This is a genomic window from Campylobacter concisus ATCC 51562 (assembly GCF_000466745.1).
GTDB lineage: Bacteria > Campylobacterota > Campylobacteria > Campylobacterales > Campylobacteraceae > Campylobacter_A > Campylobacter_A concisus_B.
The window spans coordinates 334,962-361,423 of sequence record NZ_ANNI01000009.1 but is presented as its reverse complement, the minus strand read 5'-3'; the positions used below and the strand labels follow the sequence as shown (position 1 = coordinate 361,423).

General features: G+C 39.5%; 27 protein-coding genes and 1 tRNA gene. 13 read left to right on the top strand and 15 right to left on the bottom strand.

Features of this window, described 5'->3' with window-relative positions; genetic code table 11:
• Nucleotides 1–128 precede the first annotated feature (128 nt).
• Together ATCC51562_RS08815 and ATCC51562_RS08810 are read right to left on the bottom strand one after the other, a co-directional pair.
• Entirely contained in the window at nt 129–473 is a 345-nt protein-coding gene (locus ATCC51562_RS08815) for a hypothetical protein (protein WP_021091672.1), read from the bottom strand.
• A gap of 2 nt (nt 474–475) precedes the next feature.
• The gene (locus tag ATCC51562_RS08810) at nt 476–1,798 is read right to left on the bottom strand and encodes an NFACT RNA binding domain-containing protein (protein WP_021091710.1); all 1,323 of its coding nucleotides are present in this window, start codon (nt 1,796–1,798) and stop codon (nt 476–478) included.
• A gap of 233 nt (nt 1,799–2,031) precedes the next feature.
• Here ATCC51562_RS08810 and ATCC51562_RS08805 point away from each other — a divergent pair, with 233 nt between their 5' ends.
• The 3 genes from ATCC51562_RS08805 (at nt 2,032) to ATCC51562_RS08795 (ending at nt 6,001) form a co-directional block, all read left to right on the top strand.
• Nucleotides 2,032–4,176 (top strand): TonB-dependent siderophore receptor, encoded by a 2,145-nt coding sequence (locus tag ATCC51562_RS08805; RefSeq protein ID WP_021091608.1) that lies wholly within the window; start codon nt 2,032–2,034, stop codon nt 4,174–4,176.
• An 83-nt stretch (nt 4,177–4,259) separates the two neighbouring features.
• A complete protein-coding gene (gene leuC, locus ATCC51562_RS08800) occupies nt 4,260–5,525 on the top strand; it encodes a 3-isopropylmalate dehydratase large subunit (RefSeq protein WP_021091556.1) in 1,266 nt (421 codons plus the stop codon).
• Between the two features lie 8 nt (nt 5,526–5,533).
• Nucleotides 5,534–6,001, top strand: coding sequence for a hypothetical protein (locus ATCC51562_RS08795; RefSeq protein WP_035167598.1), 468 nt, complete (start codon nt 5,534–5,536; stop codon nt 5,999–6,001).
• 65 nt (nt 6,002–6,066) lie between these two features.
• Here ATCC51562_RS08795 and ATCC51562_RS08790 read toward each other — a convergent pair whose 3' ends face one another.
• Nucleotides 6,067–6,324 (bottom strand): SemiSWEET family transporter, encoded by a 258-nt coding sequence (locus ATCC51562_RS08790; RefSeq protein WP_021091682.1) that lies wholly within the window; start codon nt 6,322–6,324, stop codon nt 6,067–6,069.
• A gap of 127 nt (nt 6,325–6,451) precedes the next feature.
• Between ATCC51562_RS08790 and ATCC51562_RS08785 the strand changes: the two genes are divergently transcribed.
• The 7 genes from ATCC51562_RS08785 to ATCC51562_RS08755 all read left to right on the top strand — a co-directional run bounded on the left by ATCC51562_RS08785 (nt 6,452) and on the right by ATCC51562_RS08755 (nt 15,206).
• On the top strand, nt 6,452–6,940 hold the full coding sequence (locus ATCC51562_RS08785) for a hypothetical protein (RefSeq protein ID WP_021091667.1): 489 nt from the start codon (nt 6,452–6,454) through the stop codon (nt 6,938–6,940).
• Nucleotides 6,941–7,045: 105 nt separating this feature from the next.
• Entirely contained in the window at nt 7,046–7,621 is a 576-nt protein-coding gene (locus ATCC51562_RS08780; RefSeq protein WP_035167596.1) for a molybdenum cofactor guanylyltransferase, read from the top strand.
• Nucleotides 7,611–8,579, top strand: a complete 969-nt coding sequence (locus tag ATCC51562_RS08775) for a phospholipase A (protein WP_235044199.1) — start codon at nt 7,611–7,613, stop codon at nt 8,577–8,579. The genes ATCC51562_RS08780 and ATCC51562_RS08775 overlap by 11 nt, the downstream gene beginning before the upstream one ends.
• Nucleotides 8,580–8,745: 166 nt before the next feature.
• On the top strand, nt 8,746–10,140 hold the full coding sequence (locus tag ATCC51562_RS08770) for a GntP family permease (protein WP_021091588.1): 1,395 nt from the start codon (nt 8,746–8,748) through the stop codon (nt 10,138–10,140).
• Nucleotides 10,137–11,270, top strand: a complete 1,134-nt coding sequence (locus ATCC51562_RS08765) for a glycerate kinase (protein WP_021091742.1) — start codon at nt 10,137–10,139, stop codon at nt 11,268–11,270. Before ATCC51562_RS08770 ends, ATCC51562_RS08765 begins: the two co-directional genes overlap by 4 nt.
• A 194-nt stretch (nt 11,271–11,464) precedes the next feature.
• Nucleotides 11,465–12,202, top strand: coding sequence for a 4Fe-4S dicluster domain-containing protein (locus ATCC51562_RS08760; protein WP_021091723.1), 738 nt, complete (start codon nt 11,465–11,467; stop codon nt 12,200–12,202).
• Between the two features lie 13 nt (nt 12,203–12,215).
• Nucleotides 12,216–15,206, top strand: coding sequence for a molybdopterin-dependent oxidoreductase (locus tag ATCC51562_RS08755; protein WP_021091582.1), 2,991 nt, complete (start codon nt 12,216–12,218; stop codon nt 15,204–15,206).
• Between the two features lie 224 nt (nt 15,207–15,430).
• Here ATCC51562_RS08755 and ATCC51562_RS08750 read toward each other — a convergent pair whose 3' ends face one another.
• The 11 genes from ATCC51562_RS08750 to ATCC51562_RS08700 all read right to left on the bottom strand — a co-directional run bounded on the left by ATCC51562_RS08750 (nt 15,431) and on the right by ATCC51562_RS08700 (nt 24,209).
• The gene (locus tag ATCC51562_RS08750) at nt 15,431–16,492 is read right to left on the bottom strand and encodes a tyrosine-type recombinase/integrase (RefSeq protein WP_021091832.1); all 1,062 of its coding nucleotides are present in this window, start codon (nt 16,490–16,492) and stop codon (nt 15,431–15,433) included.
• Nucleotides 16,493–16,568: 76 nt separating this feature from the next.
• On the bottom strand, nt 16,569–17,429 hold the full coding sequence (locus ATCC51562_RS08745; RefSeq protein ID WP_021091779.1) for an AMIN domain-containing protein: 861 nt from the start codon (nt 17,427–17,429) through the stop codon (nt 16,569–16,571).
• 5 nt (nt 17,430–17,434) lie between these two features.
• Nucleotides 17,435–17,617, bottom strand: coding sequence for a hypothetical protein (locus ATCC51562_RS09935; RefSeq protein ID WP_180378667.1), 183 nt, complete (start codon nt 17,615–17,617; stop codon nt 17,435–17,437).
• 104 nt (nt 17,618–17,721) lie between these two features.
• Entirely contained in the window at nt 17,722–18,972 is a 1,251-nt protein-coding gene (gene eno, locus ATCC51562_RS08735; RefSeq protein ID WP_021091855.1) for a phosphopyruvate hydratase, read from the bottom strand.
• Complete coding sequence (recA, locus tag ATCC51562_RS08730) at nt 18,972–20,069, bottom strand: recombinase RecA (RefSeq protein ID WP_002940852.1); 1,098 nt, start codon at nt 20,067–20,069, stop codon at nt 18,972–18,974. Before recA ends, eno begins: the two co-directional genes overlap by 1 nt.
• Before the next feature lie 62 nt (nt 20,070–20,131).
• Complete coding sequence (locus ATCC51562_RS08725; RefSeq protein WP_021091683.1) at nt 20,132–20,620, bottom strand: hypothetical protein; 489 nt, start codon at nt 20,618–20,620, stop codon at nt 20,132–20,134.
• An 8-nt stretch (nt 20,621–20,628) separates the two neighbouring features.
• Nucleotides 20,629–21,426 carry a UDP-N-acetylmuramate dehydrogenase gene (locus ATCC51562_RS08720; protein WP_021091679.1) on the bottom strand — a complete coding sequence of 266 codons (798 nt, stop codon included), beginning with the start codon at nt 21,424–21,426 and terminating at the stop codon, nt 20,629–20,631.
• Nucleotides 21,423–21,692, bottom strand: coding sequence for a flagellar biosynthesis protein FliQ (fliQ, locus tag ATCC51562_RS08715; RefSeq protein ID WP_223154231.1), 270 nt, complete (start codon nt 21,690–21,692; stop codon nt 21,423–21,425). Before fliQ ends, ATCC51562_RS08720 begins: the two co-directional genes overlap by 4 nt.
• Nucleotides 21,689–22,504: an MqnA/MqnD/SBP family protein gene (locus ATCC51562_RS08710; protein ID WP_235044202.1), complete on the bottom strand. Its 816-nt coding sequence runs from the start codon at nt 22,502–22,504 to the stop codon at nt 21,689–21,691. The genes fliQ and ATCC51562_RS08710 overlap by 4 nt, the downstream gene beginning before the upstream one ends.
• A 110-nt stretch (nt 22,505–22,614) precedes the next feature.
• The gene (locus ATCC51562_RS08705; RefSeq protein WP_021091882.1) at nt 22,615–23,112 is read right to left on the bottom strand and encodes a hypothetical protein; all 498 of its coding nucleotides are present in this window, start codon (nt 23,110–23,112) and stop codon (nt 22,615–22,617) included.
• Between the two features lie 8 nt (nt 23,113–23,120).
• Nucleotides 23,121–24,209 (bottom strand): nicotinate phosphoribosyltransferase, encoded by a 1,089-nt coding sequence (locus tag ATCC51562_RS08700; RefSeq protein WP_021091750.1) that lies wholly within the window; start codon nt 24,207–24,209, stop codon nt 23,121–23,123.
• 124 nt (nt 24,210–24,333) lie between these two features.
• Between ATCC51562_RS08700 and modA the strand changes: the two genes are divergently transcribed.
• Nucleotides 24,334–25,032 (top strand): molybdate ABC transporter substrate-binding protein, encoded by a 699-nt coding sequence (gene modA / locus ATCC51562_RS08695; RefSeq protein WP_021091696.1) that lies wholly within the window; start codon nt 24,334–24,336, stop codon nt 25,030–25,032.
• 8 nt (nt 25,033–25,040) lie between these two features.
• The gene (locus tag ATCC51562_RS08690) at nt 25,041–25,700 is read left to right on the top strand and encodes a molybdate ABC transporter permease subunit (RefSeq protein ID WP_021091591.1); all 660 of its coding nucleotides are present in this window, start codon (nt 25,041–25,043) and stop codon (nt 25,698–25,700) included.
• A 6-nt stretch (nt 25,701–25,706) separates the two neighbouring features.
• Here ATCC51562_RS08690 and ATCC51562_RS09645 read toward each other — a convergent pair.
• A tRNA-Sec gene (locus tag ATCC51562_RS09645) sits at nt 25,707–25,804 on the bottom strand.
• A 75-nt stretch (nt 25,805–25,879) separates the two neighbouring features.
• Here ATCC51562_RS09645 and ATCC51562_RS08685 point away from each other — a divergent pair.
• Complete coding sequence (locus tag ATCC51562_RS08685) at nt 25,880–26,455, top strand: BON domain-containing protein (protein ID WP_035167593.1); 576 nt, start codon at nt 25,880–25,882, stop codon at nt 26,453–26,455.
• Nucleotides 26,456–26,462 lie beyond the last annotated feature (7 nt).

Sequence of the window (26,462 nt, the reverse complement as noted above, 5' to 3'; positions counted from 1 at the left end):
TGAGTCAGAGTGGATCTTGAAAAGTTTTTCTTTATCGTTTACTGCGTTAAAAATTTGAAGGAGGGTTAGGTGTTGGGGAGTATCACTGACTTGAGATGTGGCGTTTGTGGGGCTGGGGTGCTTAGGTATCAAATAGTTATGTCAAGCATATGATGTTCGCTAGGCACTATTTCCTCATTATCTGCTATATTATCCAAATTTTCCTCGTCACTATCTCTTGAATTTTGTTTTTTGCTCTCAAACTCACTTGCCTCTTCTTCATTTTTTTGGCGTTCATGTTCCTTTTCGGGGTCTATTTTATAAGACTCTTCCATCGGACGCACCTCTTTGATCTCTTCACTTTGTTGCGAGGCAAGCTCAGCTGCCATTAAAGACTGCATATCAAATCTAGCTTGCTGATTTGCATGTACTTGCGATACCACTGGAGCATTTTGATTTATAAAGTTACTATTTCCTAAAGGTGTTACAGCCATTTTTAGCCTTTATTTATGATGATAGTTTTATAGTTCGTATAAGTGACATTTGCACTGTTTTCACGCTTTAAATTTTCACGCTTAGTGTAGTCTACCTCGTATCTACCAGCTCCTTTTACGCTAAATTCCACGCAAAATTTAGCAGCCATCTCTAGCACGTCTTCTGGCACTTTGCTCTTGTTTGTCTTAATAATGACATGAGCGCTTGGGGTATCCTTTAGATGTAACCATATATCGTCTTTTTTGGCAAGGTCAAGCAAATTTATATTGCCTTTTTCGTTTCTACCAACTAGTATTTTAAATTCTCTAACGTAAAAAATTTCAGCATTTTCACTCACGTCTTTTACGTGGCGTTCTCTTTGTTTTGCCTTGTTTTTTGGGCTTAAAATTTCAAGCTCATAAAGACTGTTCGCTTCTTTTAAAAGAGATTTTAATCCTTCAAAAAACTCGATCTTTTCGCTTAAATTTCTCTTTTCTATCTCCACGCCAATGGCTTTTGCACGAAATTTTTTTGATCTTGTGTAAAACTCATTTGCGCTGTTTTTTGGTGTATCGCTAAGAGTTAGTTTTATCTCATTGCCATCAAAATCTTTTAGACAAATTTCCCTCTCGTAGCCCTTAAAATTTCCCAGATTTGCAAGCAAAAGCGATCCTAAATTTGCAGCTTCTTCACTCTTTCTCATTAGCTCATCTTTGTCTTCAAGTGAGTTTAAAATTTCGCTCATGCTATCTATCTTTTTTTGTACGCTTGCAAGCTTCGCCTCTTTTAAGCCAGCTATCCTGGACTCATTTACTCTGGCCGCTTCACTTCTAAAAAACGCCTCAAAGTCAGTTATGGGCTCGCACGGTTTTTCTTTGATAGCGATGGCTGGAAGCTCCCTTAAAACTTCGCCGGTTTCTATCTTTCGGTAGCTATTATCGATGTGTCTTAACGCTTCGATGATTACGTTATTTTCATCAGTTATCACAGCATTTGTAAAGCGCCCAGTAAATTCAAGATAGAGGATAAAATTTTCACTTTTATATGAGCCACTTTGCGTGCAGATAAATTTTAAAATTCTATTATCTTTTAAGCACTCAACGCTTTTTATATGCGAGGCGTTAAAGCGCTTTTTTAGCACATTATCAAAAGGCGCTTGATAAATTTTTGCTTCTTTTAGCTCGCCATCTTTGTAGATAGCAGAGTTTGATTTGTTTAGATCAAAGATGATCTTCTCGCCATTAAATTCGATCAAAATAGCCATATCATTAATGCGTTTTGCTTGGTTTATCTTTGTAAAATTTGATAAATAACTTGCTATTTGAACTAAATGTGCGTACTTCATGTGGGGATTATATCAGAAATGTTGCAAAAATGTTTTAATAAAAGCTTTATCGCTGGCTATGAAAGAATGGTAAAAATCTGTTTTCTGATCCATGTTTAATTTTTCCAAATGTTTTATTTGTAATGTTACTAAAATATAAATTTTTCGTAAATTTTTTTCATAAAAATTTAAAATATATTTTTATATAATGATAACTATTTTTATAATATTAAAAATTTTTTAAGGGATGATAAATGAATAAATTTCGCATTAGTGCGGTGCTTTGTTTTGCTATTTCTGCTTTAAATGCTACTGATGTAAGCTTAGATGGGATCAGTGTAGAAGATAGCGCAGACGATGGTTACAGAGCCACAACGAGTGAGGTGGGCAAGACAAATACGCCAATTCTTGAGATACCACAGACAGTAAACGTCGTAACCCAGCAGCAACTAAAGGATAAAAAGCCAGAAAATTTAATGGAATCGCTTCAAAACGTAAGTGGTGTTAGCTATGCGAATACAACTTCAGGAAATTTTGATGCGGCTTTAAAGCGTGGCTTTGGTGGCGGACGTGACGGCTCTATAATGCGTAATGGCGTATCAGCTGGTGTGACGCACAACTTTAATGCAACTGTACAAAGCGTCGAGGTGTTAAAGGGCCCAGCAAGCTTGCTTTACGGCGTTCAAGATGCCGGCGGTATAATAAATTTAGTAACTAAAAAACCGCTTTATGAAAATAGCAATGAAATTTGGCTTGGCACCGGTAATAAAAAGTATAGAGATTTTGGCTTTGATTCAACTGGAGCTTTGGGTGAGAGCGGTTTTGCATATAGATTTATATTTGATTGGTCGGGTAAGGATTATTGGAGAGAGTATGGCGAATATAAAAATTTACTCATCGCTCCAAGTATAAGTTATAAAGGCGACGACTATCGTATTGATGCTGCCTACTCCCATACAAAATACACCGACCCCGCAGATCGCGGCATGTATATGCTAGAATCAGGACAAATTTTAGACATAGATAAAAAAATCAGATTAGATGAGCCATTTAACGAAATAGACGGCAAAGTAGATACTTTTGATCTAAGTTTTGAGAAAAATTTTGGCGAGAATTGGCTATTAAAGGGAGCTTATGCATTTTCACGCTCACTACATGAGTACGGACAAGCTCGCATTATGAATATAAATTTAGCTAGCGGAATCGCAAAAAGACGTATGGAGTGGTATGAAGATTTTGAGCATAAGACCCATGCTGGATCACTTACATTAAACGGCATAGTAGAAACTGGAAGTATAACTCATAATCTCTTATTTGGAGTAGATGCTAAAGAGTATCTAAGACAACGTCCAGAAGCTCGTCAGATCGAAGCAAATGATGCTAGAAATAATATAAATATCTACTCGCCTATTTATGGTAGAGTTACTGCAGATGACATCAAAAGTAGAGGTGCTAGCAAAAAGACGCAATACCACAAACTAAAAACGATCGGTACTTACGCACAAGATAGTATAAATTTAACTGATAGCTTAATATTTGTAGCGGGACTAAGGTATGAATACTATAACCAAATAGTAGGCGATCAAAATAGATATGCCGCTAGACCTGTGCCATTTACAAAAAGTATAGATAAAAGTGGTGGTAAGCTGCTTTATAATGTCGGACTTTTATATCTACTAACTCCTGAGTGGTCAGTTTATACTAGTCATTCTCAAAGCTTTAAGCCACAAACCTCTATCGGCAGCAAAGGTGCTGTCTCGTTAGAGCCAGAAGAGGGAAAATCTATCGAGTTTGGAACAAAATTTCAAAACAATAGCATAACCGCAATGGCAGCTTTATTTAATATCGATAAGAAAAATATTATAAACAATGTAAACAATATATCATATACGAGCGGTAAAGCAAATTCTAGAGGAGTAGAGTTTGATTTTAATGGACGTATTACAGATGGACTTAGTGTAAGTTCAAGCTATACCTACACCAAAACTAAACTAAAAGAAGATAGAAATATGGCTTGGAAGGTGGGTAAGCCGCTTGAGGCTACTCCAAAGCATCAAGCGAGTTTATTTGCTAATTATGATTTTACTCATCTTGGCGTAAAAGGTCTAAGAATAGGTGGTGGCGCCAGGTATTTTGGCTCTTGGTATACTTATAATCAACAAAATAGCTCAGCAGCTTATGGAAGCTTTTATAAATTACCACATGCTATTACTTACGATGCTTTTGTTAGCTATACGACTAAAATTTCAGGCTATGAGACAAATTTTGCATTTAATGTGAAAAACCTAACTGATAAACTTTACTACGTAACAGCATCATCTGGAACTGACTCTTCAGTGCTTCCTATTACCCCAGGCTATGCTCGTCAGTTTATGCTAACAGCTAGCGTTAAATTCTAAATTTACTAAGCCTTTTGGCTTAGTAAATTTTCTTTAAATTTAGCAATTTTCGTTAAAATCGCCTCAAAATTTAAAGGAAATTTATGAAACAAACTATCACCGAGAAAATATTTTCAGATCACGTTGGCAAAGAGGTAAGCGCAGGAGAGATCATTGAAAGCAAGATCGACATGATCATAGGCAACGACATCACGACGCCTATCTCGATCAAGCAGTTTGAGCGAAGTGGTGCTAAAAAGCTAGCCAACCCAGACGGCTTTGCCATCGTTATGGATCACTACATCCCGACAAAAGATATCCTAAGCGCAAATCAAGCCAAAATTTCACGCGAATTTGCCTACAAACACGACCTTAAAAACTATTTTGATGAAAAAGATATGGGCATCGAGCACGCGCTTTTGCCTGAAAAAGGGCTAGTCATCCCAGGCGATGTTATCATAGGAGCTGATAGCCATACCTGTACACACGGCGCTCTTGGAGCGTTTAGCACTGGTATGGGCAGTACCGACCTAGCTTATGCGATGATCACTGGCAAAAACTGGTTTAAAGTGCCTGAGAGCATCAAAGTTGTCTTTAAAGGCAAACTTGATAAGCACGTCTACGGCAAGGACCTTATCCTTGAGATCATCCGCCAAATAGGCGTTGATGGTGCGCTTTACAAGGCGCTTGAGTTTAGCGGTGAGGTGATAGATGGCCTTAGTATGGATGATAGATTTTCAATGTGTAACATGGCTATCGAAGCTGGCGCAAAGAGCGGTATCATCGCGGTTGATGAGATAACAAAAGAGTTTTTAAAAGATAAAAATTTGCGCAATAAACCAAAATTTTTCTACTCAGACGAGGGTGCAAAATACGACAAAATTTTAGAGATAGATGTGACTAATCTTGATCCAGTCATCGCATATCCATTTTTGCCAAGCAACGGCAAGAGCGTAAGACAAGCGGTTAGTGACGATCTAGCTATCGATCAGGCATTTATCGGTTCATGCACAAATGGTCGTCTAAGCGACCTACGTATCGCAGCACAAATTTTAAAAGGTAAAAGAGTAGCCCGCAAGACAAGGCTCATCATCACTCCAGCGACGCAAAAGATCGCAAGAGCTGCCGAAAAAGAGGGCTTAATCGACATTTTCATCGAAGCAGGAGCGGTTGTGAGCAATCCAACTTGTGGCGCTTGTCTTGGCGGATATATGGGAATTTTAGGTGCAAATGAACGCTGTATCTCGACAACAAATAGAAATTTTGTCGGACGTATGGGCGATAGAACGAGTGAAATTTATCTAGCCAACTCAGCAGTTGTAGCGGCCTCAGCCATAGCAGGTAAAATCGCCGATCCAAGGGACTTATAAAAAATAATATGGATAGTTTGATATCTGACTTATTGAAAATAATACTTGGTGCAGTCCTAACAATGTGTGCGCAATGGGTGTACGCTAATCTAAACACGAAAAAAGAGAAAAATAAACTCAGGCGACAAAAGCTAGAGGAAGCGTTTATTATAGTTGGGGATATTTTAGGGGGAATACATTACAAAGTAGCTTTATTAATAAATCCAAATTTAAATATAGAAAATCCAAAATTTGAAATTGGTAAATTACACTCGCTTATCAGTTTTTACGCACCAGAACTGGAAGAGGACTATAAGGATTTTATGTCTACATATCAAGAATTCGGTTCGCTTATCCTAAACAAATTCAGAACTTTAGATAGTGATGACAAAAGAATAGAGGCAACAACTGAGGAGCTAGTGCAAATGATCTTTTCGCTAAGCTCAAAAGACAATATAATTAAAGAAAAGTTAGCCAAAATAGCGCAAACACTATAAATTAGTTGTTGCGGCGAAGCAAATAATATTTTATTGTAAAATCGCCACAACAACTAAATGGTGCATTAAAACGCTGTTATCGTAGCCAAAAGACCAAAGATTATACCTGGGAAGTTTGCAGCAGAAAGTGGATAGTCTTTTTTAGCTTTTAATAGGCCGTAACTTGTCCAGATTGTGCAGTTTAGTGCGGCTGCCAGTGGCTGTATAAAAGGCGTCTTGTTGCCGTCAAGGTTGCCCATTATTTGTGGGATGTATGAAAAGTACATAACAACTGATAGACATGTGCCGATCCAGCCTAAAATTTGTAGATTTTTTTCGCTCATTGCTTCTCCTTAAATAAAGGCGCCATTATATCTTTTTTAATCGTAGCAAGCAAATGGATAAAATGGCCATGATTTTTACTGCGATTAAGATGGTTTTAGTAAAATTGAGCATTTTAAAAGGATAAAAATGCCAGATATAGTATATGACAAAGCAAAATGGCACTGGGGTGCGAAAGATGCGCCGACTGATATACCGCATGAAAATGGTGCGACACACATTGCATTTTTCTTTCGCTGGTGCATGGAACACAAATTTTATTCAAAGGAATTTGCGGCAGATTTTGCGGACGATATAGCACAGATGGATGAAAATTTTAACTATCGTCAGTATCTTTTTGACGCTATGGACGGCGTACTTGGAAGTGCGGAGCTAAATACTGCCGGTAAAGCCTTTGCAAAAGCTTACTATACGACTGATCGGACAAAATTTGCCAAAATGTATGGTTGGTATTTGCAGGATTATACGGATTTTGTTTCGAAAAAATTTGGTGAAAAATACTTTGATAACGCCTATTTTTATATAGAAAACTCACAAGAAAACTATGCCTTGATCAAAGCTATCATTGATCGTCGCTATGAGGAATTTTTAACAATGAAAAGGGTAAAGCAGGCTTAAAATTTCACAAGTAGCATAAACAAAAATAAGTTTTTATCGCATATTTTTGGTAGATCAAAGCCGCTTTTAGCTAAATTTAGCCTCATAACTTTCTTAAGGGAAAAGATGCAAACTTGCGTGATTTTAGCAGGTGGCAAAAGCTCGCGTATGGGGCAAGATAAGACACTTTTGCCATTTGGTGGTTTTAAGACGCTTACTCATTATGAGGTTGCGAAATTTAGCAAAGTTTTTGACGAAGTTTATGTAAGCTCAAAATTTGAGAAATTTAGCCCGCCACTAAAGCTTATAAAAGATGAAAATAGCGATAGCTATTCGCCAATGCTCGCACTTTACTCCATTCTTAAAAATTTTGATCATAGCATTTTTGTGATACCAGCCGATATGCCATTTTTTGATCTTAAAAGCTTAGAGAAACTTGCTAAATTTAAAGATGAATTTGATATGGTTGTGGCTAGTGATAATGAGCACATTCACTCGCTTTGTGGTTTTTTTAGCCCAGGGCTTGCCACTTTGGCCCATGAGTTTTATTTAAAAAATGAGCATAAAATCGGACTTTTGAGAAAAAGCTGTAAATGCAAAGTAGTAAATTTTAAAGATAGTGAGCAGTTTTTTAACGTTAATTTCCCTGACGAATACGAAATGGCAAAGAAAATCCAAGAAAAGAAGATAGATGATGAGTAAAATTTTATTGTTTTTAAGCCTTAGCCTTAGTTTTTTGATGGCAAGTGGGCTGGACGATTTTAAAAGAGCACAAGAGCTGGAGCAAAGTGGCGACATAAAGGCTGCGATGCAAATTTATAAAGAGCTAGCCAAAAGCTCTTTGAATGAGCAAAATGTTGTGCAAAATGTGCAAGCAAGCGAGCCAGTACCAAGAGAGGCGAAGCTAAAGCAATCTGATCTTTTAAGAGAAGATAAAAGTGGTAAAAATTTACAAAATGCACTTGGTATCGAGCTTTATAAATTTAACTACCTTTTGCCAGTAACTTATGCTAAAAATGTGCCAGATGATGAGCGAAAAAGCGTTGAAACTAAGTTTCAAATAAGCCTTGCAAAGCCGTTGTTTTATGACCTATTTGGGCTTAGAGAGAGCCTTGTAGCAGCCTACACGCAGACATCTTGGTGGCAGATAACAAGAACTTCAGCGCCATTTCGTGAGACGAATTATCAGCCAGAAATTTTTCTAAATTTTGCTTCTCCAAAATATTTGGATCAAATAGGTGTAAAAAACCTAAAATTTGGACTTTTGCATGAGTCAAATGGACGAGATGGTAGCAATTCAAGAAGCTGGAATAGAGCTTATGTGCAAAGTGATTTTGTTTTTGGCAAGCTTAGCATTTCGCCAAGAGCTTGGATGGTAGTGGGCAATAAGGGCGATAATAAAGATATATTAAAATACATCGGGCATGGCGATGTAAGGCTTAGCTACAACCTTAATGATCACATTTTTAGCCTGATGCTAAGAAATAACTTACATTTTGATAAAACAAACAAAGGTGCGGCTGAAATTTCATATATGTTTCCTATCTTCTCAACCGGAGTTTATGGCTATTTGCAGTATTTTACGGGATATGGCGAGAGTTTGATTGATTATAATAGGCATACTGATAAATTTGGTCTTGGTTTTGTTATTTTAAAATAAGCTAAAAATTTTAAACTTATAAAATGGCTAAATTTAGGCAAATAATCATAAATTTACTCAAATATGTCAAAAAAATTTAATTAATCAAAAAACTTAAAAATATTAGAAAAAATACAAGCAAATTTTGCTAAAATCTTAAGCAAAATCTCAGAGCAAAGGAGTTTTTATGAGCGGAATCTCACTAATTGTCTGTTTTGTTGTAGCTATCATACTTATGATCGTTATGATCTCTAAGCTAAAAGTGCATCCATTCTTGGCACTTATGAGCATTTCTTTGGTTCTTGCAATCGTCGCAGGCATCGATCTATCCAAGATCCCAGCGATGATAGGTGTTGGATTTAGTGGCACATTTAAGAGTATTGGTATCGTTATTATCTTTGGAACGATCATCGGCACTGTGCTTGAAAAAACGGGAGCTGCTTTAAAGCTAGCTGATATGGTCGTAAAGCTAGTCGGACAAAAGCGTCCAGAGCTTGCTATGCTCATCATGGGCTGGGTTGTTGGCATTCCGGTATTTTGTGATAGCGGATTTGTCGTTTTAAACTCTATTCGCGAAGCGCTTTATAAGAAAATTTCAGCAAGCCCAGTCGCGATGTCAGTCGCTCTAAGTGGCGGTCTATACGCATCTCACGTCTTCATCCCGCCAACTCCTGGTCCAATAGCAGCTGCAGGAACACTTGGTCTTGGCGGAAATTTACTCCTTGTCATCATCATGGGAACAGTCGTTTCAGTGCCTGTGTTGATAGCTGTTTATTTCTTTTCAAAGAGTGTTGGCAAAAGCGTGACTATCAGCGACAAAGATGCTGACGCTACTATCACAGCTACCTACGAAGAGCTTTTAAAGAAATTTGGTACGCTACCTAGCGGATTTTTGAGCCTTGCTCCTATCATCATGCCTATCATTTTTATGGCGATTGGCTCTATTGTCGATGTTTTAGCAAAACAAGGCATGTTTGATAAAACGGCTCTCTTGCCAAAGATACTTTTATTTTTAGGAAATCCTATCATTGCTCTTGCAATCGGCGTGATCTTTTGCGTATTTTTATTAGTCGAAGCCAGAAAAATAAGAGAATTTGACCACATTACGAACGAGTCTTTAAAGATTGCTGGACCGATACTCTTTATCACTGCAGCTGGCGGTGTTTTGGGCAATGTCATCACTGAGGCCGGCTTTGTAAATTTCATAAAAGAAAACGCAACCGCCATAAAAGCAATAGGAATTTTCTTCCCATTCATTATCTCAGCCGTACTAAAAACCGCTCAAGGAAGCTCGACCGTGGCTATCATCACGACAGCATCTATCATGGGCGCATTTAGCGCTGATAACTCGCTCATGCATACACTTGGCTTTACGACCGAGCTTTCAGCTGCACTTTGCGTCATGGCAATAGCATCTGGTGCGATGTGCGTATCTCACGCAAATGACAGCTACTTCTGGGTTGTGACAAATTTTAGTAAGATGAGCGCAGAACAAGGATATCGCACACAAACAGCTATGACGTTTATAATGGGTATCGTTGGTATAATTAGCGTTTACATATTATCTTTGGTGCTTTTATGAAAATTTTAGTTGCGATTGATTCATTAAAAGGCTCGCTTAGCTCGCTTGAGGCGGGCCTTGCTGTAAAAGAAGGACTAGAAGAGATCGGCTGTGAGGTCGTTGTCAAGCCTATCGCAGATGGTGGCGAGGGTAGTGTAGAGGCGATGGCTGATGCACTTGGTGCGAAATTTATAGATACGATAGTTAAAAATCCACTTGGAATTGAAATTTTAGCTAGATATGCACTAAAAGATGACCTTGCAATACTTGAAATGTCAAGTGCTTCGGGCCTTACACTCATAAATCCAGATGAGAGAAATCCACTAAAAACTAGTACATTTGGTTTTGGTCAGATGATAAAAGATGCCATTGCTAAAGGCGCTAGAAAATTTATCATTGGCATCGGTGGAAGTGCGACAAATGACGCTGGTACAGGCATGCTTAGCGCACTTGGCTTTAAATTTTATGATAAAGATGGTGCTTTACTTGAAGGAAAAGGCGAAAATTTAGCCAAAATTTATGAGTTTACAGATGAAGAGGCACTAAAAGAGCTAAAGGAGTGCGAATTTTTAATCGCCTGCGATGTAGATAATCCGCTTTATGGCATGAATGGAGCAGCCCATGTTTATGCCCCTCAAAAGGGTGCAAATGGCCGTATGGTAAAAGAGCTTGATGATGGGCTAAAACACTTTGCAACTCTTGTAAAGGAAAAGACTAATAGTAAATTTCACACACAAAAAGGTGCTGGTGCCGCTGGCGGACTTGGCTTTGCATTCGTGGCATTTTTAGGAGCGAAACTTCGCCCAGGTATTGAGATCATTACGCAGACTATTGCACTTGAAGATGAGATCAAAAAGGCTGATCTAGTCATCACTGGTGAAGGCCGCATGGACTTTCAAAGCTCAATGGGCAAGACACCAACTGGGGTTGCAAAACTAGCCAAAAAGTATCATAAGCCAGTGATCGCATTTGCTGGAAGCGTGCAAAAATGTGCCAAAGATTGCCACAAAAATGGGATTGATGCCTATTTTTGTATATTAAATGAGCCAGTGAGTCTTGAAGAAGCGATGAGAAAAGATGTCGCGATTAGAAATTTAAAGATGACAGCAGAGCAAGTCATTCGCCTTTATATGCTAAACTACAAAGCATAAATTCAAGAAGATAGAAAATTATTTTCTATCTTTTTCCCACTTCTTTCTAAATTTTACTATCCAAATTCTATCTTTTAAGTGCTACAAAAATTCTCAAAATTTAATACATTTTGCAAAAATATAAAATAAACTTTAGAAAAAATATTTACTATGCTAAAATAAGAAAAAATTCTAAAAAGAAAGGAGAATTTTTTATGCAACAGACATTAAATTCTCGTCGCAGCTTCATTGCAGCTGCAGGATTATTTTTTGCTACGACCGCACTAAAGGCTGCACCAAAGGACTTTAGTAGTAGTGGTGTTCGCTACGGCATGGCGATAGATCTAACAAGATGTGTTGGATGTCAGTCATGTGCTATGAGCTGTATGTTAGAAAACGACGTTCAGCCAGGCGCTTTTAGAACTATTGTTTCCGAGTACGAGGCAAGAGATAAAAGCGGTAAAATGGCAGTCATTGCGTCACTTCCAAGGCTTTGCAACCACTGCAACAATCCAGCCTGTATTAGCGTTTGTCCAACTGGTGCTAGCCATCAAAGAAGTAATGGCATAGTAAAGATTGATACAAAAGAGTGCATAGGCTGTGCGCTTTGCGTAGAGGCCTGTCCATATCACGCAAGATATCTTAGCCTGCATACCTACAAGGCCGATAAATGTACTTTTTGCGACCACAGGCTAAGAGTAGGGCTTCAGCCAGCATGTGTAGAGAGCTGTGTGGGCGGTAGCCGTATAATAGGCGATCTTAATGATCCTAACTCAAATATTAGAAAATTTCTAGCCACACATGAGACTATGGTTATAGATAGCCCTAAAAATACAAATCCACAGGTGTTCTACCATGGTGTTAGCGAAATTTTGGCTAAAAACAATAAAAAACTCGAGCTTGATAATGGATATAAAAAGGTTATCAGCTGGAGCGAAGAGATAGCACAGTAAAAGGAAATAAATAATGCAAAGAAGAGAATTTTTAAAAAGATCAGCTGTGCTCTCAACACTAACCACGAGTGCTATGCTGGCAGATGGAGATAAGGACGACTATAAACCGCAGGCAAACTCACTAGAGCCTGAATTTCGAGTAAAGGACGGCAAAATTTCACTTAATGATGGACATAGTGTTATCTTTTCGATGTGCCATGGCTGTACGACGAAGTGTGGCATAAGGCTTCACGTAGACGACAAAAACGACCGCGTTTTAAGATGTAGCGGCAACCCATACCACCCACTTTCAAACGTACACTGGGCAAATTTTGACACATCGATAAGTGATGCACTTCTTGCCACAACGCTAAGTGGCGAAGACGAAAAGCGAGCCACAGTTTGTGCTAGAGGAGCGATATTGCCTGAGATGATAGACTCACCTGCAAGGATACTAACGCCACTAAAAAGAGTTGGCAAAAGAGGCGAGGGCAAGTGGAAGAGCATAAGCTTTGAACAGCTAGTAGAAGAGGTCGTAGAGGGCGGAGATCTCTTTGGCGAGGGGTACGTGGACGGGCTAAGAGCGATATATAGCGACGAGCTAATCGACAGCGAAAACCCAGAGTACGGCACTAAGCGCAACCAATTTTTAAGCTTTTACCTATATGACGGACGCTCAGACATCGTTGATCGCTTTGTCAAAAAGTCATTTGGCACTATCAATCACTACTCACACGGCGGAATTTGCGGTGGTGGCTTCAGGGTTGGCGGCAAGATCGCGCACAACGCAAAGGGCTTTGCACACACAAAACCAGACTATGAAAACTCTAAATTTGTTATCTACTGGGGCACTTCGCCGTCAAATGGTGGCAACCCTTTCCAAAAACAGGCAAAAATGCTCTCTTACGCAAGAGGCACTAGAGATGACTTTAGCTACGCAGTGGTCGACCCAAGCGTTACAAACGCTGTAAAATACGCCTCTTCAGACAAAGGCCGCTGGATAGCGATAAAGCCAGGCACCGACTCAGCTCTAGCTATGGCGATGATACGCTGGATCATAGAAAATGAAAAATACGCTATAAACTACCTTATCCAGCCAAATTTAGACCAAGCAAAGCTAGCAGGCGAGATACACTGGTGCAACGCCACTCATCTAGTCATCACCGAAAAAGGTCACAAAGACTACGGCAAATTTGCACTTATCAATAACGAGTGGCAGGTCTGCTCGCAAGATGGCAAGATACAAAGCTACAAGGTAAATGAACCAGCCAAGCTCTACTACAAAGGCAAAATTTTAATAGACGGCAAAAAAGTCGAGGTAAAAAGCTCAATGCAGCTTTTAAAAGAGTCAGCTTATAAGCATAGCTTAGAGGAGTACTCAAAAATTTGTGGCGTGAGCATTGAAGATATCATCTGGCTTTGCGAAAATTTCACCAAAAATGGCAGACAGGTGAGCACAAACGTGCATGGCGGTATGATGCATACGCAAGCTGGTATGACTACTTTTGCGATACTTTGTCTAAACACACTAATGGGCACTTACGGCTACAAAGGCGGCAACGTCAATGCAAGTGCCGGCACACACGAGTTTTTAAAAGGCAGATATGACCTTGAGAGCTTTGAGGGTGCTTATAAGCCAAATGGTCTAAATTTATCAAGATCAGGCAAATACTACGAAACAAGCTCTGAGTATAAACGCAAAGTGGCAGCTGGCGGCAGCGGCTATCCATCAACTCAGCCATGGTATCCTATCTCAATGCCACTTGTAAACGAAACGCTTACAAGCCACAAGGCTGGCTATCCATACAAAGTAAAAGTTTTCATAAACTACATGACAAACGTACTTTACGGCCAAGCAGGACTTGAAAGAGCGGTCTTAGACGTGCTAAAAGATAGTAAAAATTTACCACTTTTTGTGGGCATAGACGCCTTTATGAACGAGACAAACGCCTATGCTGACTACATCGTGCCAGATGGGGTAAATTTAGAAAACTGGGCACTTCCAAACTCTCTTTGGGGAACGATCGCTAAAACTTCAGTCGTGCGCTATCCAGCCGTTAGCTCAAAGCAGGCAAAGGATAAAAACGGCGGCGCGATCGACGTTGAGGCATTTTATATAGCCGTAGCAAAGAGGCTTGGACTAAAAGGCTTTGGCAAAAATGCCTTCAAAGACAAAGATGGAAATTTCATGGACCTTGACGTAAAAGAGCAGTATTACGCGGCTGCACTAGCAAATTTAGCCTTTGACGGCGAGGGCGTGAAAGATATAAGCGACGAGGACAAAAAGCTTAGTAAGATATCAAGAGTGATGACAAAACTAGATCCTTATCTAAAAGACGAAGAGAAGCCAAAAGTAGCGCACATACTAGCAAAAGGCGGCAGATACGATAGCTACGAGAGCGCATATAATGGCGATAAAGCAACCGTAAAAGTGCCAGCGCCTACGCCAGCTTCGATCTACTATGAGCCACTCGGTGGGCATAGACACTCAATAACAGGCGAATATATGCCGGGAGTGCCAAGTCTGATGCTACCAGTAGCAAGTGACGGCACGCCGCTTGAGAAATTTTTCCCACGCTCTGAGTGGAAATACACAGTAAGCTCAAGAAAGTCAAATATCCAACACTTCTACACATTTGTTAGTCCAAGGCTAAGATCTGTTCATCCTAAGAATTTCATAAGAGTATCGACAGATGTGGCTAGCGAGCAGCGCATTCGCTCAGGCGATAAGGTCAAAGTGACTACTCCTTATGGTGCGCAAGTTGGCGAGGCGTTTGTTACTGACGGCGTTGCTAGCGGAGTTATTAGTATAGAGCATGGATTTGGACATGATGAGTTTGGTATAAGAACACACATCGTCGATGGAAAGCCAGCTTTTGGGATCGCAAATTTAGAAAAAGGGGTCAATCATAATAAGCTTGGACTTCTTGATCCAAAAAGAAATGGCGAATTTAGTTTAAATGACTGGTTGGTTGGCACTTGCGCTAGACAAGCACTTCCTGCAAAGATAAGAAAGATCGGCTAGGTCGATATAAATTTGGCGAGTAGAATAAAATTTGCTTGCCAAATTTCACTTTTTGTAAGAGTTTTTGCCTAGCGGATTGTAAATTTAGATACAGAGCAAACCTTTGGGCTACTTGCAAGCTAAAATTTCCTCACATGTTTATAGGGTTTCATGGTTAAATTTAATGTTTTAAATTTTGCATGAGTTAAATTTAGTATTGCTAGTTTGCTTTGGCCTTAAGCGCTCTAGTTTGCTAGATCCTCAGCCACTTTTGCAGCAAGTTTTAGCTTGTCGCTATCAAAGTGAGTATAAATTCTTGATGTATTTAAGCTTGCATGCCCTAGAGCTTCTTGCACCAAAACAAGGTCCTTTTGCTTTTTGTAAAGCATCGTTGCAAAGGTGTGGCGCAGCATGTGAGCACCATTTTTCTCTTTTCTAATACCAGCTTTAAAAAGGATCTGCTCTACTATGCGGCTAACATAAGCCTGCGTCAGCCTGGTGCCTTTTTTATTGATGAAAAGATAGCCTTCTTTGTTGATATAATTTATTGCGATCGCGTTTAGATGAGCTTCTATGAGGTGACGTTTTATCATAACGATACGGTATTTGTTGCCTTTGCCTCGGATCCTAATAATAAAAAGATCACCATCTTCAGTGATATCCTTTCGCTTTAAATTTAGAGCCTCGCTCACACGAATGCCAGTAAAAATTATCGTTTTTATTATGAGCTTATTGCGATTTGAGTTTTGCTTAAAGTCGCTCTCCTCGATCGCATCAAGAAATTTTTTGACCTCATCTTCGCCCATAAACTCAGGCAGCTTTTGCCCTTTGTTGCCACTCACTCCGCCCCAGTTTTTTAAATTTATATCAAAAACATGGGCCTTGCCATCCTCTTCGTTTTGTTTGTCTAAAAACGCAAAGAAATTTATCACTGAGATGCGGTAATTTTTCTTGCTAGCATCACTTAGCCCACCGGTTGTACTAGCTAGTATTTCGCTTAACAGCTCTTCATCAATCTGCTTTAGGCTACTAAGCTCGTAAAATTTCATCGTTTCATATATTTTTTTAAGTGGATTAAAGTAGGTATTTATGCCAGTAAGCCCTGCATTTCTCGCACTTTTTACCAAGCCATCAAGCTGATCAATGTTTTTTATCTCGCGGCTTAGAGCGTAATTCACACTTGCAAGCGCTTTTGGATCTCTAAGCTCTTTATTCGAAAGTGAGCTTAGCTTAAATTTGACGTAGCGAGTGAGCCAAAATATAAATGAGTTTTCAAAATTATCTTTACAATCAAGCGGGTATTTCAAACCAATAACCTTAAATTTTTATTTTGAAAAGTATTATATTTGAAATTTTATAAAATCTACTCTTTTTAAAATTCAACTATAAAAGCTTAAGCAAATATCCATTTTCAGCGGCTTCAAGCTTATATTTATGCATCTTATCAAGTTCTAAAACCACTCTGAAATATCTATCATGCCAGCCTATGATCACATTTTTAAAATATTCATTTTCAAGTTTTAAGCTCTTAGTTTTAAAGCTTCTTGGCGGCTTTGCAAAGTCAAGAACGATCTTATTTTTCTCATAAGCAAAATGCTTTAAATTTTTAGCTTTTGTAGCGATTTTTAGCTCTTTGTCGTTGGCTAGAAAGCTTATAAAACCTAAAAATTTAACATCCTTTTTATTTTTGACACTATCAACTGGTTTTGTACTAGGCTCAATCTTTATTTCGACCACCTTTTGTTCAGGCTTTATGGTAGCTTCTTTTGCTTTATCTGTGCTAAGATCGATCACTACAACATTTGGAGTTGGCATATCTGAAGTTTTATTTCTATCTTTATTTGAAATCTTAGTTTCATTTTTTTCTATTATCACAGGAGTGCTTACTTTTTGGCTAGGCATATTTGCCATTGTGACCGAAACATCTAGCTTTTTTGCCACGACTGGTTCTGGATTTTTTACCTTATTTAAAGCAAATTCATCGCTGTAATCGATAGTTTTATTTATATCAGCTAGCCTTTTTTCCTTTATAGTACCGTCATTTGCTCTATATCTTATGGTGACATCTAGTAAAAGTGCCGCATCGCTTGGAAATTTAAACGAAAGAGAATCAAAGCTATCAAATTTTTCTATGATATTTGTTGTCATAACGCTTGTATTTAGCTCGCTAATAGGCATAAATGGGTTCTCTCTAGCAAACACGCTTGCTGCAAATATAGATAAAACTAACCAAATTTTTTTCATCATTCCTACTTTTTATTAAAGTCTGGCTCAAGGCCTTGTAATTCAAAATAATCTTTTTGAAGACGCGCATTCATTTTTTTTAAAATTTCCACGTCCTCGCTAAGCCTCTCTTTTTTACTCTGAAGGCTTAACATAACATCAAGTGAGCGTTTGCCAAACATCATATTACCTACATAAAAAGCAAACATAGCCACACAAATGGTGGCTATGACGTAGCGTAATGTCGGTCTAATGTATTTTAAAATTTTATGAAATATGCCATCAGCGTTGCCATATTCGTCTAAAATTTCGCTCAAATATTATCCCCCAAAAACTCTCCAGCCTCAAGTTCGATCTCAAGCAAGCGGTTGTATTTTGCGTTGCGCTCGCTTCTTGAAGTGGCACCTGTCTTTATTTCGCCAGTGTTTAGTGCGACTGCAAAGTCAGCGATGAACGCATCTTCGCTCTCGCCGCTTCTATGGCTCATTATGCAGCGATATCCGTTTCTTTGAGCAAGGCGGACAGTTTGCATAGTTTGTGTGACTGAGCCTATTTGATTTGGCTTGATTAGGATCGCATTTGCGATCTTTTTCTCGATACCCTCGCGTAAAATTTTCTCATTTGTGACAAAAAGATCATCGCCAACTAGCTGAACCTTACTGCCAAGCCTTTTTGTAAGCTCAGCCCAGCCGCTCCAGTCATCCTCGCTAAGGCCATCTTCGATAGAAAATATTGGATATTTTTCGCAAAGTTTTTCGTAGTAGCTAATGAGCTCGTCACTGCTAAATTTCTTGCCTTCAAGCTCATATTTGCCGTCTTTGTAAAGCTCGCTTGAAGCGACGTCAAGGGCTAGCTTTATCTGGCTGCCTAGCTCATATCCAGCCTCTTTTACAGCCTGTGAGATCAGCTTTAGTGGCTCTTCATTATCTTTTAAATTTGGAGCAAAGCCACCCTCGTCGCCGACAGCAGTGCTGTGTCCAGCTGCGTTTAGGATAGATTTTAGCTTGTGGTAAATTTCAGTCGCAGCTCTTAGTGCCTCGCTAAATGTGCTAAAGCCAAATGGCATGATCATAAATTCTTGAAAATCAACGCTATTGTTTGCATGTGCGCCGCCATTTATGATGTTAAACATCGGCACTGGCAAGATACTAGCGTTTGCACCGCCAAGATAGCGGTAGAGCGGGATATTTAGGCTCTTTGCAGCTGCGCGAGCTACTGCCATAGATACGCCAAGGACTGCGTTTGCGCCTAAATTTGAGTAGTTGTGAGTGCCATCAAGCTCAAGCATCTCCGCATCAACTGCTCTTTGGTTGTAAGCGTCAAGGCCGATTATCGCCTCAGCGATCTTTTCATTTACATTTGAAACAGCCTTTAAAACGCCCTTGCCAGCATATCTCTCGTCTTTGTCACGAAGCTCGAGCGCCTCTCGCTTGCCAGTGCTTGCGCCACTTGGTACGATCGCACTTGCCTCGGTTCCGTCGCTTAGTCTAACTGTCGCGCGAACTGTTGGGTTGCCTCTGCTGTCTAAAACCTCGTGAGCTTCTACATCTTCAATAAATACCATTATTCATCTCCTGCTTCGTTTGTGTCGTCGTCTTCGTCTTTTGCGCCGCTGCTTATTAGGTGATCGATCCCCATTGAGCCTTTTATCGCTGCTACTATTTCATCAGAAATTTCTGGATGCTCTTTTAGGTAAGCTTTGGCGTTTTCTCTGCCTTGGCCTAGTTTTTCGGCCTTGTAGCTAAACCACGCGCCCGATTTGTCGATGATGTCGAGTTTTACGCCATAGTCGATGATCTCGCCCTCTTTACTCACACCCTCGCCAAACATAATGTCAAATTCAGCCACTTTAAATGGAGGTGCGACCTTATTTTTAACCACTTTCGCTTTTGTGCGGTTGCCGATAGGCTCGTCGTTTTGTTTAAGTGTGGCTATCTTTCTAACATCGATCCTTACAGATGAGTAAAATTTAAGCGCATTACCACCAGTTGTGGTCTCTGGTGTGCCATATCCCATCATACCGATCTTCATACGAATTTGGTTGATGAAGATAACAGTTGTCTTCATCTTGCTTAAAATTCCAGTTAGCTTTCTAAGTGCCTGACTCATTAGCCTAGCCTGCAAGCCAACGTGCTGATCGCCCATATCGCCGTCTATCTCGCTCTTTGGAGTAAGAGCAGCGACGCTATCAACTACGATAAGATCTATCGCACCGCTTCTTGCGAGTGTCTCAACTATCTCAAGTGCCTGCTCGCCAAAGTCTGGCTGAGAGACGTAAAGGTTGTCGGTATTTACACCTAAATTTGAAGCGTATTTTACGTCTAGTGCGTGTTCTGCATCGACAAATGCACAAATTCCGCCAGCTTTTTGTGCTTCAGCGATGATGTGAAGTGTGAGCGTGGTCTTACCAGAGCTCTCTGGTCCGTAGATCTCGATGATCCTGCCTTTTGGAACGCCGCCTATGCCAAGAGCTAGGTCAAGTCCTAGCGAGCCAGTCGGTATCGACTCGATAGCCTCAACCTCTTTGTCGCCAAGTCTTAAAAGCGTGCCTTTACCAAAAGCTTTATCGATCTGCTTTAGCGCAAGCTCAAGCGCCTTTTTCTTGTCCGCTTCGCTCTCTGGGATAGCTATTTTTTTGTCACTATCTTTTTCTTTTGCCATTTTTTACCTTATAGTTGAAATTTGGCTTGATTTTATCTAAAAAGAGATGAATTTTACTTGATTTACTCGCAAATTATAATATTTTCACCAAGCAGTGCAGCGCTATCAATAAGAGCAAAAAGCTGCTCCTTTTCAAACAAAAATCCATAAATTTGATCTTCGTTTTTTAGTATCGCAAGTTTTAGTGGCTCTACAAGCGAGCTTGCGCAAAGATTTAAAAAGGCTTCATCGATATGATTTTGTGAAATTTGGGGCTTATTTTTAAAATTTTCATCTTTTATAAAAGAGATAAATTCCTCTTGTGAGGTGGATTTATTAAATTTAAAAATTAGTTTTTCTTTTAAGGCTTCAGCCAAAATTTCATCAAATTTAACTAGGTCTATGTGATTTTGAACGCCTAAAATTTTGGCAAAATTTAGCAGATTTTTATCGTAATCAGCCACATTTTTCTCATGCTCGCTTTGCGCCTTTTTAGCCCTATAAATGGCGTAAAATCCAATAGCTATAAACAAAAGTGAAAGGGTAAAAACTTCGCTCAAAAACTCACTCATCATCATCCTTATAAAATGCAAACTTCAGTCTTAAGCTCTACGCCAAATTTCTCTAAAACTCTAGCTCTAGCCAAATTTATAAGGCTAGTGGCGTCCTCAAAGCTTGCGTGGTTAAAATTTATCAAAAAATTTGCGTGCTCTTCGCTAAATTTCGCTCCGCCGATAGCGTATCCCTTTAGTCCAACTGCCTCAAGCAATGCCCCTGCAAAGTGCCCTTCAGGATTTACAAAGCAGCTGCCAAAGCTAGCGCCTTTTGGTTGATTTGCCCTTTTTGCGCTTATAGCTTCAGAAATGCTTGCATCAAAGCCACTAGAAAGCTTAAATTTAGCCCCCAAAATAGCCTCATCTATGCCGCTGTGGCGGTAGCTAAAGTTTATCTCCTCTTTGCTCACCCAGCCACGAGCCAGACGTACATGCGTGAGGTTGTCGCTTATGCTAAATTTAAGCAGTCCAGCATTCATCTTGATAAGTCCGCCAAGCGTGCCTGGGATATTTTTTAAAAACTCAAGGTTCGCGATGTTATTTTGTTTGCAGAAGTTATAAATTTTAGCTGATTTTGTCGCAGCACCTATCTCAAGGTAAATTTTTTCATCACAAGTTTCTAAATTTATATAGTCAAAACTCTTGCCAAGCATCGCCATTTTTGGGGGATTTGGCGAGATAAGAAGGTTGTTGCCCCCGCCTATCATCACAGCGCCTAAAAAGTGAGGTGAGCTTAGATCTTCAAGGCTATCAACCTCGAAAATTTCATGCACGCCGCCTATCCTAACCGAGGTAAATTTAGAAAAATCAACAAGCCTCGTCACTGGATAAATTCCGGTATAAAATCAAGCATGCGAGTGGTAAATTCAACCATCATCGAGATCATCCAAGGCATCAAAAATATGATGACAACGACGACTAGCAAAATTTTTGGCACGAAGCTTAGCGTGGTTTCGTTTATCTGCGTGGTCGCTTGAAAAATGGAGATGATAAGACCTGCTATTAGTCCACTTAGCAGCATCGGGAGGCTGATGTAAAGGGCGATCTTAAAGGTTTCAACTCCAAGCGAGACAAGCGTACTTTGCATCAGCTAAACCTTACTTCGTTGTATTCAGTTGGAATGAGATAGTCGTTTACATCGATTGGCTTTTCAAAAAAACCTTTGTCATAGCCTATTTGATAGAGCTTGTTTAGTGCTTTTAGCTGCATTTCGTTCATGCTTATAGACTCGTCATTTGCGTATAAATTTAGATACGTTTTAAGATCCTCTTTGCCTACTCTGATGAGGTTTCGCTCCATTAGCATGTGAGATAAAAATGGCTTGTGCGAGGTGGCGATCCTAACGGCCTCGCTAAGCACTCTTTCGCACTCGATCGCGTCGGTTATGGGCAGGCTTCGTCTAAGCGCCATGCCACCAAGTGGAAGTGGTAAATTTTCGCCGTTTAGCTCGCTCCAGATGTCCCAAATTTCACGCTCTACGCAGAGCTTGCCTGAGAAATTTAAGATGCTTTCATGTATGAGCACGCCAGCATCGACTTCGCCGCTAAGTACAGCATTTTCGATCTCAAGGAAATTTTTATAAACGATCCTTGCCTCTGGGTAGGCTATGCGAAAGAGCAGTGCATTTGTCGTGTTTTTGCCAGAGAGTGCGACCTTGAAATTTCGCTTTAGCTGCTTGCCTTTTAGCTTGATAAGCTTTGGGCCATATCCATTGCCAAAGCTCACGGCGCAGCGTAAAAGCGCATACTCGTCGCAAATTTTTGGATAGAGCGCAAAGCTGATCGCCGTTGCCTCGTAAGTGCCTTTTAGCGCCTCTTCGTTTAGCGTTTCTATATCAAGTGCCTTTGATGTGAAGGCTAAATTTTTACTGCTAACCCAGCCAAATTTGACCGCGGCATACATGAAAATATCGTCAGCATCAGGCGAGTGAGCGACGTTTATATTCTTGAAATTTTGCAAAGATGATCCTTTTTGATTATGCCATTTTAATGAAATTTATTTAAAATAAAGTTTTAAGGGCGACTTTGAAACGATTTTACCAGCTTTGCCTCTTTGAAATTTAGCACGTATTTCACGTCTATGGCGTCTTTAGCCCCTTTTCTTCGTGCGAAGATTGTCGAGTAAAACGGATGCTTAAGCTCAAGCATCTTAAGTAGTTTTTGATCGCTATTTTCTTTTTTTATATTTTCAACGATTATTGTCGTTATAAATTTGCCCTCAAACTCGTAAAATGGCCAGACTATCACGCCAACGTCGCTTGTTTTAAAGTCCGTAATTTTAGAATTTTTAGGGATATTTAGCATCGAGATGATCTTTTTGCGTGTGCTGTCCGCGTTTTGAACCGAGATCACCTTTACAAGCAGGTCTTTTTTGACGCCAAGTCCATTTTTGCTAAAGCGATAAACTCCGTCTTCAAGGATGCCAACCTTTTCAAAAGCGTTAGCATAGTTTGCGGCGGTGCAAGCAGTTAACAAAAGCGACAAAAACATTAAAATTTTTATAAATTTCATCTTTTCTCTTAAAATTTCACTCTCTTTAGCCTATCTGAAGCGAAATTTTTCCTACCAAATTTTGCCTCATCTTTGCCGTTTAGCTCGACTAGATCACCAGTAAAGCCACAAATGTCATTTTTAACAAGATAACTTCCAACGCCATAAGTATCAACCGGCGTGTTATAAGCTTCAAATTCTTTTATAATTTTAGGGCTAAAACCTGAGCTAACGACGATTTTAACGTATTTAAAACCAGCTTTATCAAGCGCCTCTCTTAGAGCAAATATAAGCTCCTTACAAACGCCGTGTGGGTCAAATTTGCTAGTATCTTTGCCTTCAAAATACTTATCTATCAAATTTTTACTAGTATCAACTCTAACCGCGCCAAGCCTCTCTTTTAGGGCATTTGCAGCCTTTAGTGCGTCTGTGATCACATCATTGTTATAATCAACCAATGCCGTGATCTTCTCATTTTCAAAGGTTTTAGCATAAATTTCTGAGGCTTTTACTATATCCCCGCCGCACATTTGAATAAGCGCGTGAGGCATGGTGCCACCACCTTTTAGCCCAGTAAGCTCGCCCTGAGCATCTGTGGCAACCTTTTTGATGCCGCCTACAAATGATGCATAGCCGTCGCCTGGTTGCGTGCAGATGTCATCTTGTCTATCTGCCATACTAAAGACGTCCTTTCCATTTGCCGCTCTTATCACGTCTCTTGAGTTTGTCGCCACGCAGCTTCTTCTAGTAAGCGTCGCATCGATGACGTTTTCTAAAAAACCAAAATTTTCATACTTGCCGCTTATCTTTAAAACCGGCTCGTTTGTGTTTATGATATCGCCATCATTAAGTGCGTAAATTTCAAGCTCACTTGGGTTTTTGGCAAATTTATTGATGATAGCTAAAACCTCGTCAATGCCACAAAGCACGATATCATCGCGCCTTTGAAAGAACTGCATTGTCACGTGCTGATCTGGCAAATTTTGCTTAATTATCTCATTTACTTTTAAAAAATATTTCGCCGTGAAGTAGCCCTCGCCGGTCCTTGGATCTAGCTTAAAGGTCTTATCTGTTAGCCTATCTATCTTGCCTTGCATCTTTAGCTCAAGTTCGTTCATATTTGTCCTTTTTTGGTGTGATTATAGCATTTTGGTAGAAAAGTGAAAATTATAAAAATATATTTTAAGAATGTATAAGAGTATATTTTATAAAATCTTGAAATTTTACTTTTAAAGGAAAAATATGAAAAAGTTCTTACTTTTAATGGTTGCACTATTTGCATTTGGCAATGAAAATTTGCTAGTAAGTGCGGGCGGTGGATATAAAAAGATAGTCGAAGCAGTCGCGCAAAATCTCAAAAAAGATGGCGTAAATATCGACACTTCTTTTGCAAACATCACAGCGATCATGGCTCAGGCAAAAGAGGGCAAAACTGACGTGATCGTGGGCGATGAAGACTTTTTGAAAAAGTCTGATCTAAAGGTCGCCGAGTATGTAAATTTAGGCTCAGGTGCTTTGGTGCTGGCTACTAAAAAGGGTGTGAAAATAGAAAAAGTTGAAGAGCTAAAAGCGCTTTCTAAGATCGCTATGCCAGATGCTGTAAAGACAGTTTATGGTAAAAGAGCGAATGAATTTATGCAAAAAGCAAATTTAAGTGGCGAGCTAAAGGATAAAATTTTAGCAGTTGCTGGCGTGCCACAAGTCGTTACTTATGTATTAAACGGCGAAGTTGATGCTGGGTTCATTAATCAGACCGAACTAAACGCACACAAAGACGAATTTGGTAGTTTTATCTTGATAGACAAAGCACTTTACGCTCCAGCAAACATCGTAGCTGCAAAGCTTGAAGGATGCGATAAAAAGGCTGATTGTGAGAAATTCTTAAATGAGCTAAAAAGCGAGAGATCAAAAGAAATTTACACTAAATTTGGCATAAGATAAGGCGAAATTTGCAAGAGCTCTCTTGGCTATTTGATCCGCTATTTTTAAGCATAAAGGTCGTTTTGTGCCAAGGGGCTTTACTTATCATTTTTGGGCTGGCTTTGGCTTATTATTTAGCTTTTAGTAAGGCTAAATTTAAAGCTATTTTAGAGATGATCGTAACTTTTCCACTCATCTTTCCGCCCATTGCGACTGGATTTTTACTGCTTTATCTGCTTGGCAAAAATGGCATCGTCGGCAAGGCTTTAAATTTAGAAATTATTTTTAGTTTTAAGGCTCTTGTGTTAGCTGCTTTTATAGCTTCTTTGCCACTATTTGTAAAACCTGTCGCTTCTGCTCTTGGCTCACTTTCAAAAAGCCTAAGTGAAGCAGCATATAGCCTTGGAAAAGATAAATTTCAAACAGCTATTTTCGTGCTCTTCCCATGTGTTGCAAAAAGCGTAGCAGCGGCTTTTATTTTAGCGATCTCGCGTGGGCTTGGCGAGGTTGGCATAACACTCATACTCGGCGGAAATATAATAGGCAAAACAGACACTATCTCTCTTGCCATTTATAATGCCGTATACGATGGCAAAAGCGATGAGGCACTCGTTTTAAGCCTTGTTTTGGTTGTATTAAGCTTTATTTTGTTTGGGATTATAAATTTGCTTGATAAAAGCAAAATTTAAAGTGAGTGGCGAGAGGATGAGAGAATCGAACTCCCCACCAGACGGTCAACCGCCCAGTCATCGGGTTTGAAGCCCGTGAGCATCACCAGATTACTTTATCCTCCGTGCGCGTTATTTTAGCAGATTTAGATAAATTTTAGTCCATTTTCTATAAACTTTTTGAAATTACAAAAGGATTTCTGATTTTAAAATTTAGCGTTTTTGCATTTTTGGCTCTATTTTTTTGCTCTTGCTCTTCAGTACTAACCCCAGCAACCGCGCCACTAAATGTCTATGATGCGTACTCTATTTCACGTGATAAACGTGGTATTTACTCGATCACTCGTGACAAATTTATCCAAAGCAAACTACAAAGCAAAATTTTATTTTCAAAAGGACTTAGTAACATTGATATTGAGATAGAGGTTTTTTACGGAGATGCTTATCTGATCGGGCTTGTTGATAGTAAAGAGCTTGAAGATAAGCTAGTAGAACTAGCCAAAAGTACAGATGGCGTGCGAAAAATTTATACCTATCTTCGTATCAAAAAGCCAGAATATCCATGCGATAGTCTAAAAATTCTTGCAAACTTAAAGCAAAATCTTTTTAAAGATAGTATAGTTGAGGGCACAAATGTGCGTGTTAGCATAGTTGGCTGTGATGTTGTATTTAGCGGCGTAGTTGATAGCATTGAGCAAGAAAAACATGCTATTTGGTACGCTAAGCATATTGATGGCGTGGCAGATGTCTACTCGTTCATCAAAGTTATCAAATAAATTTAGC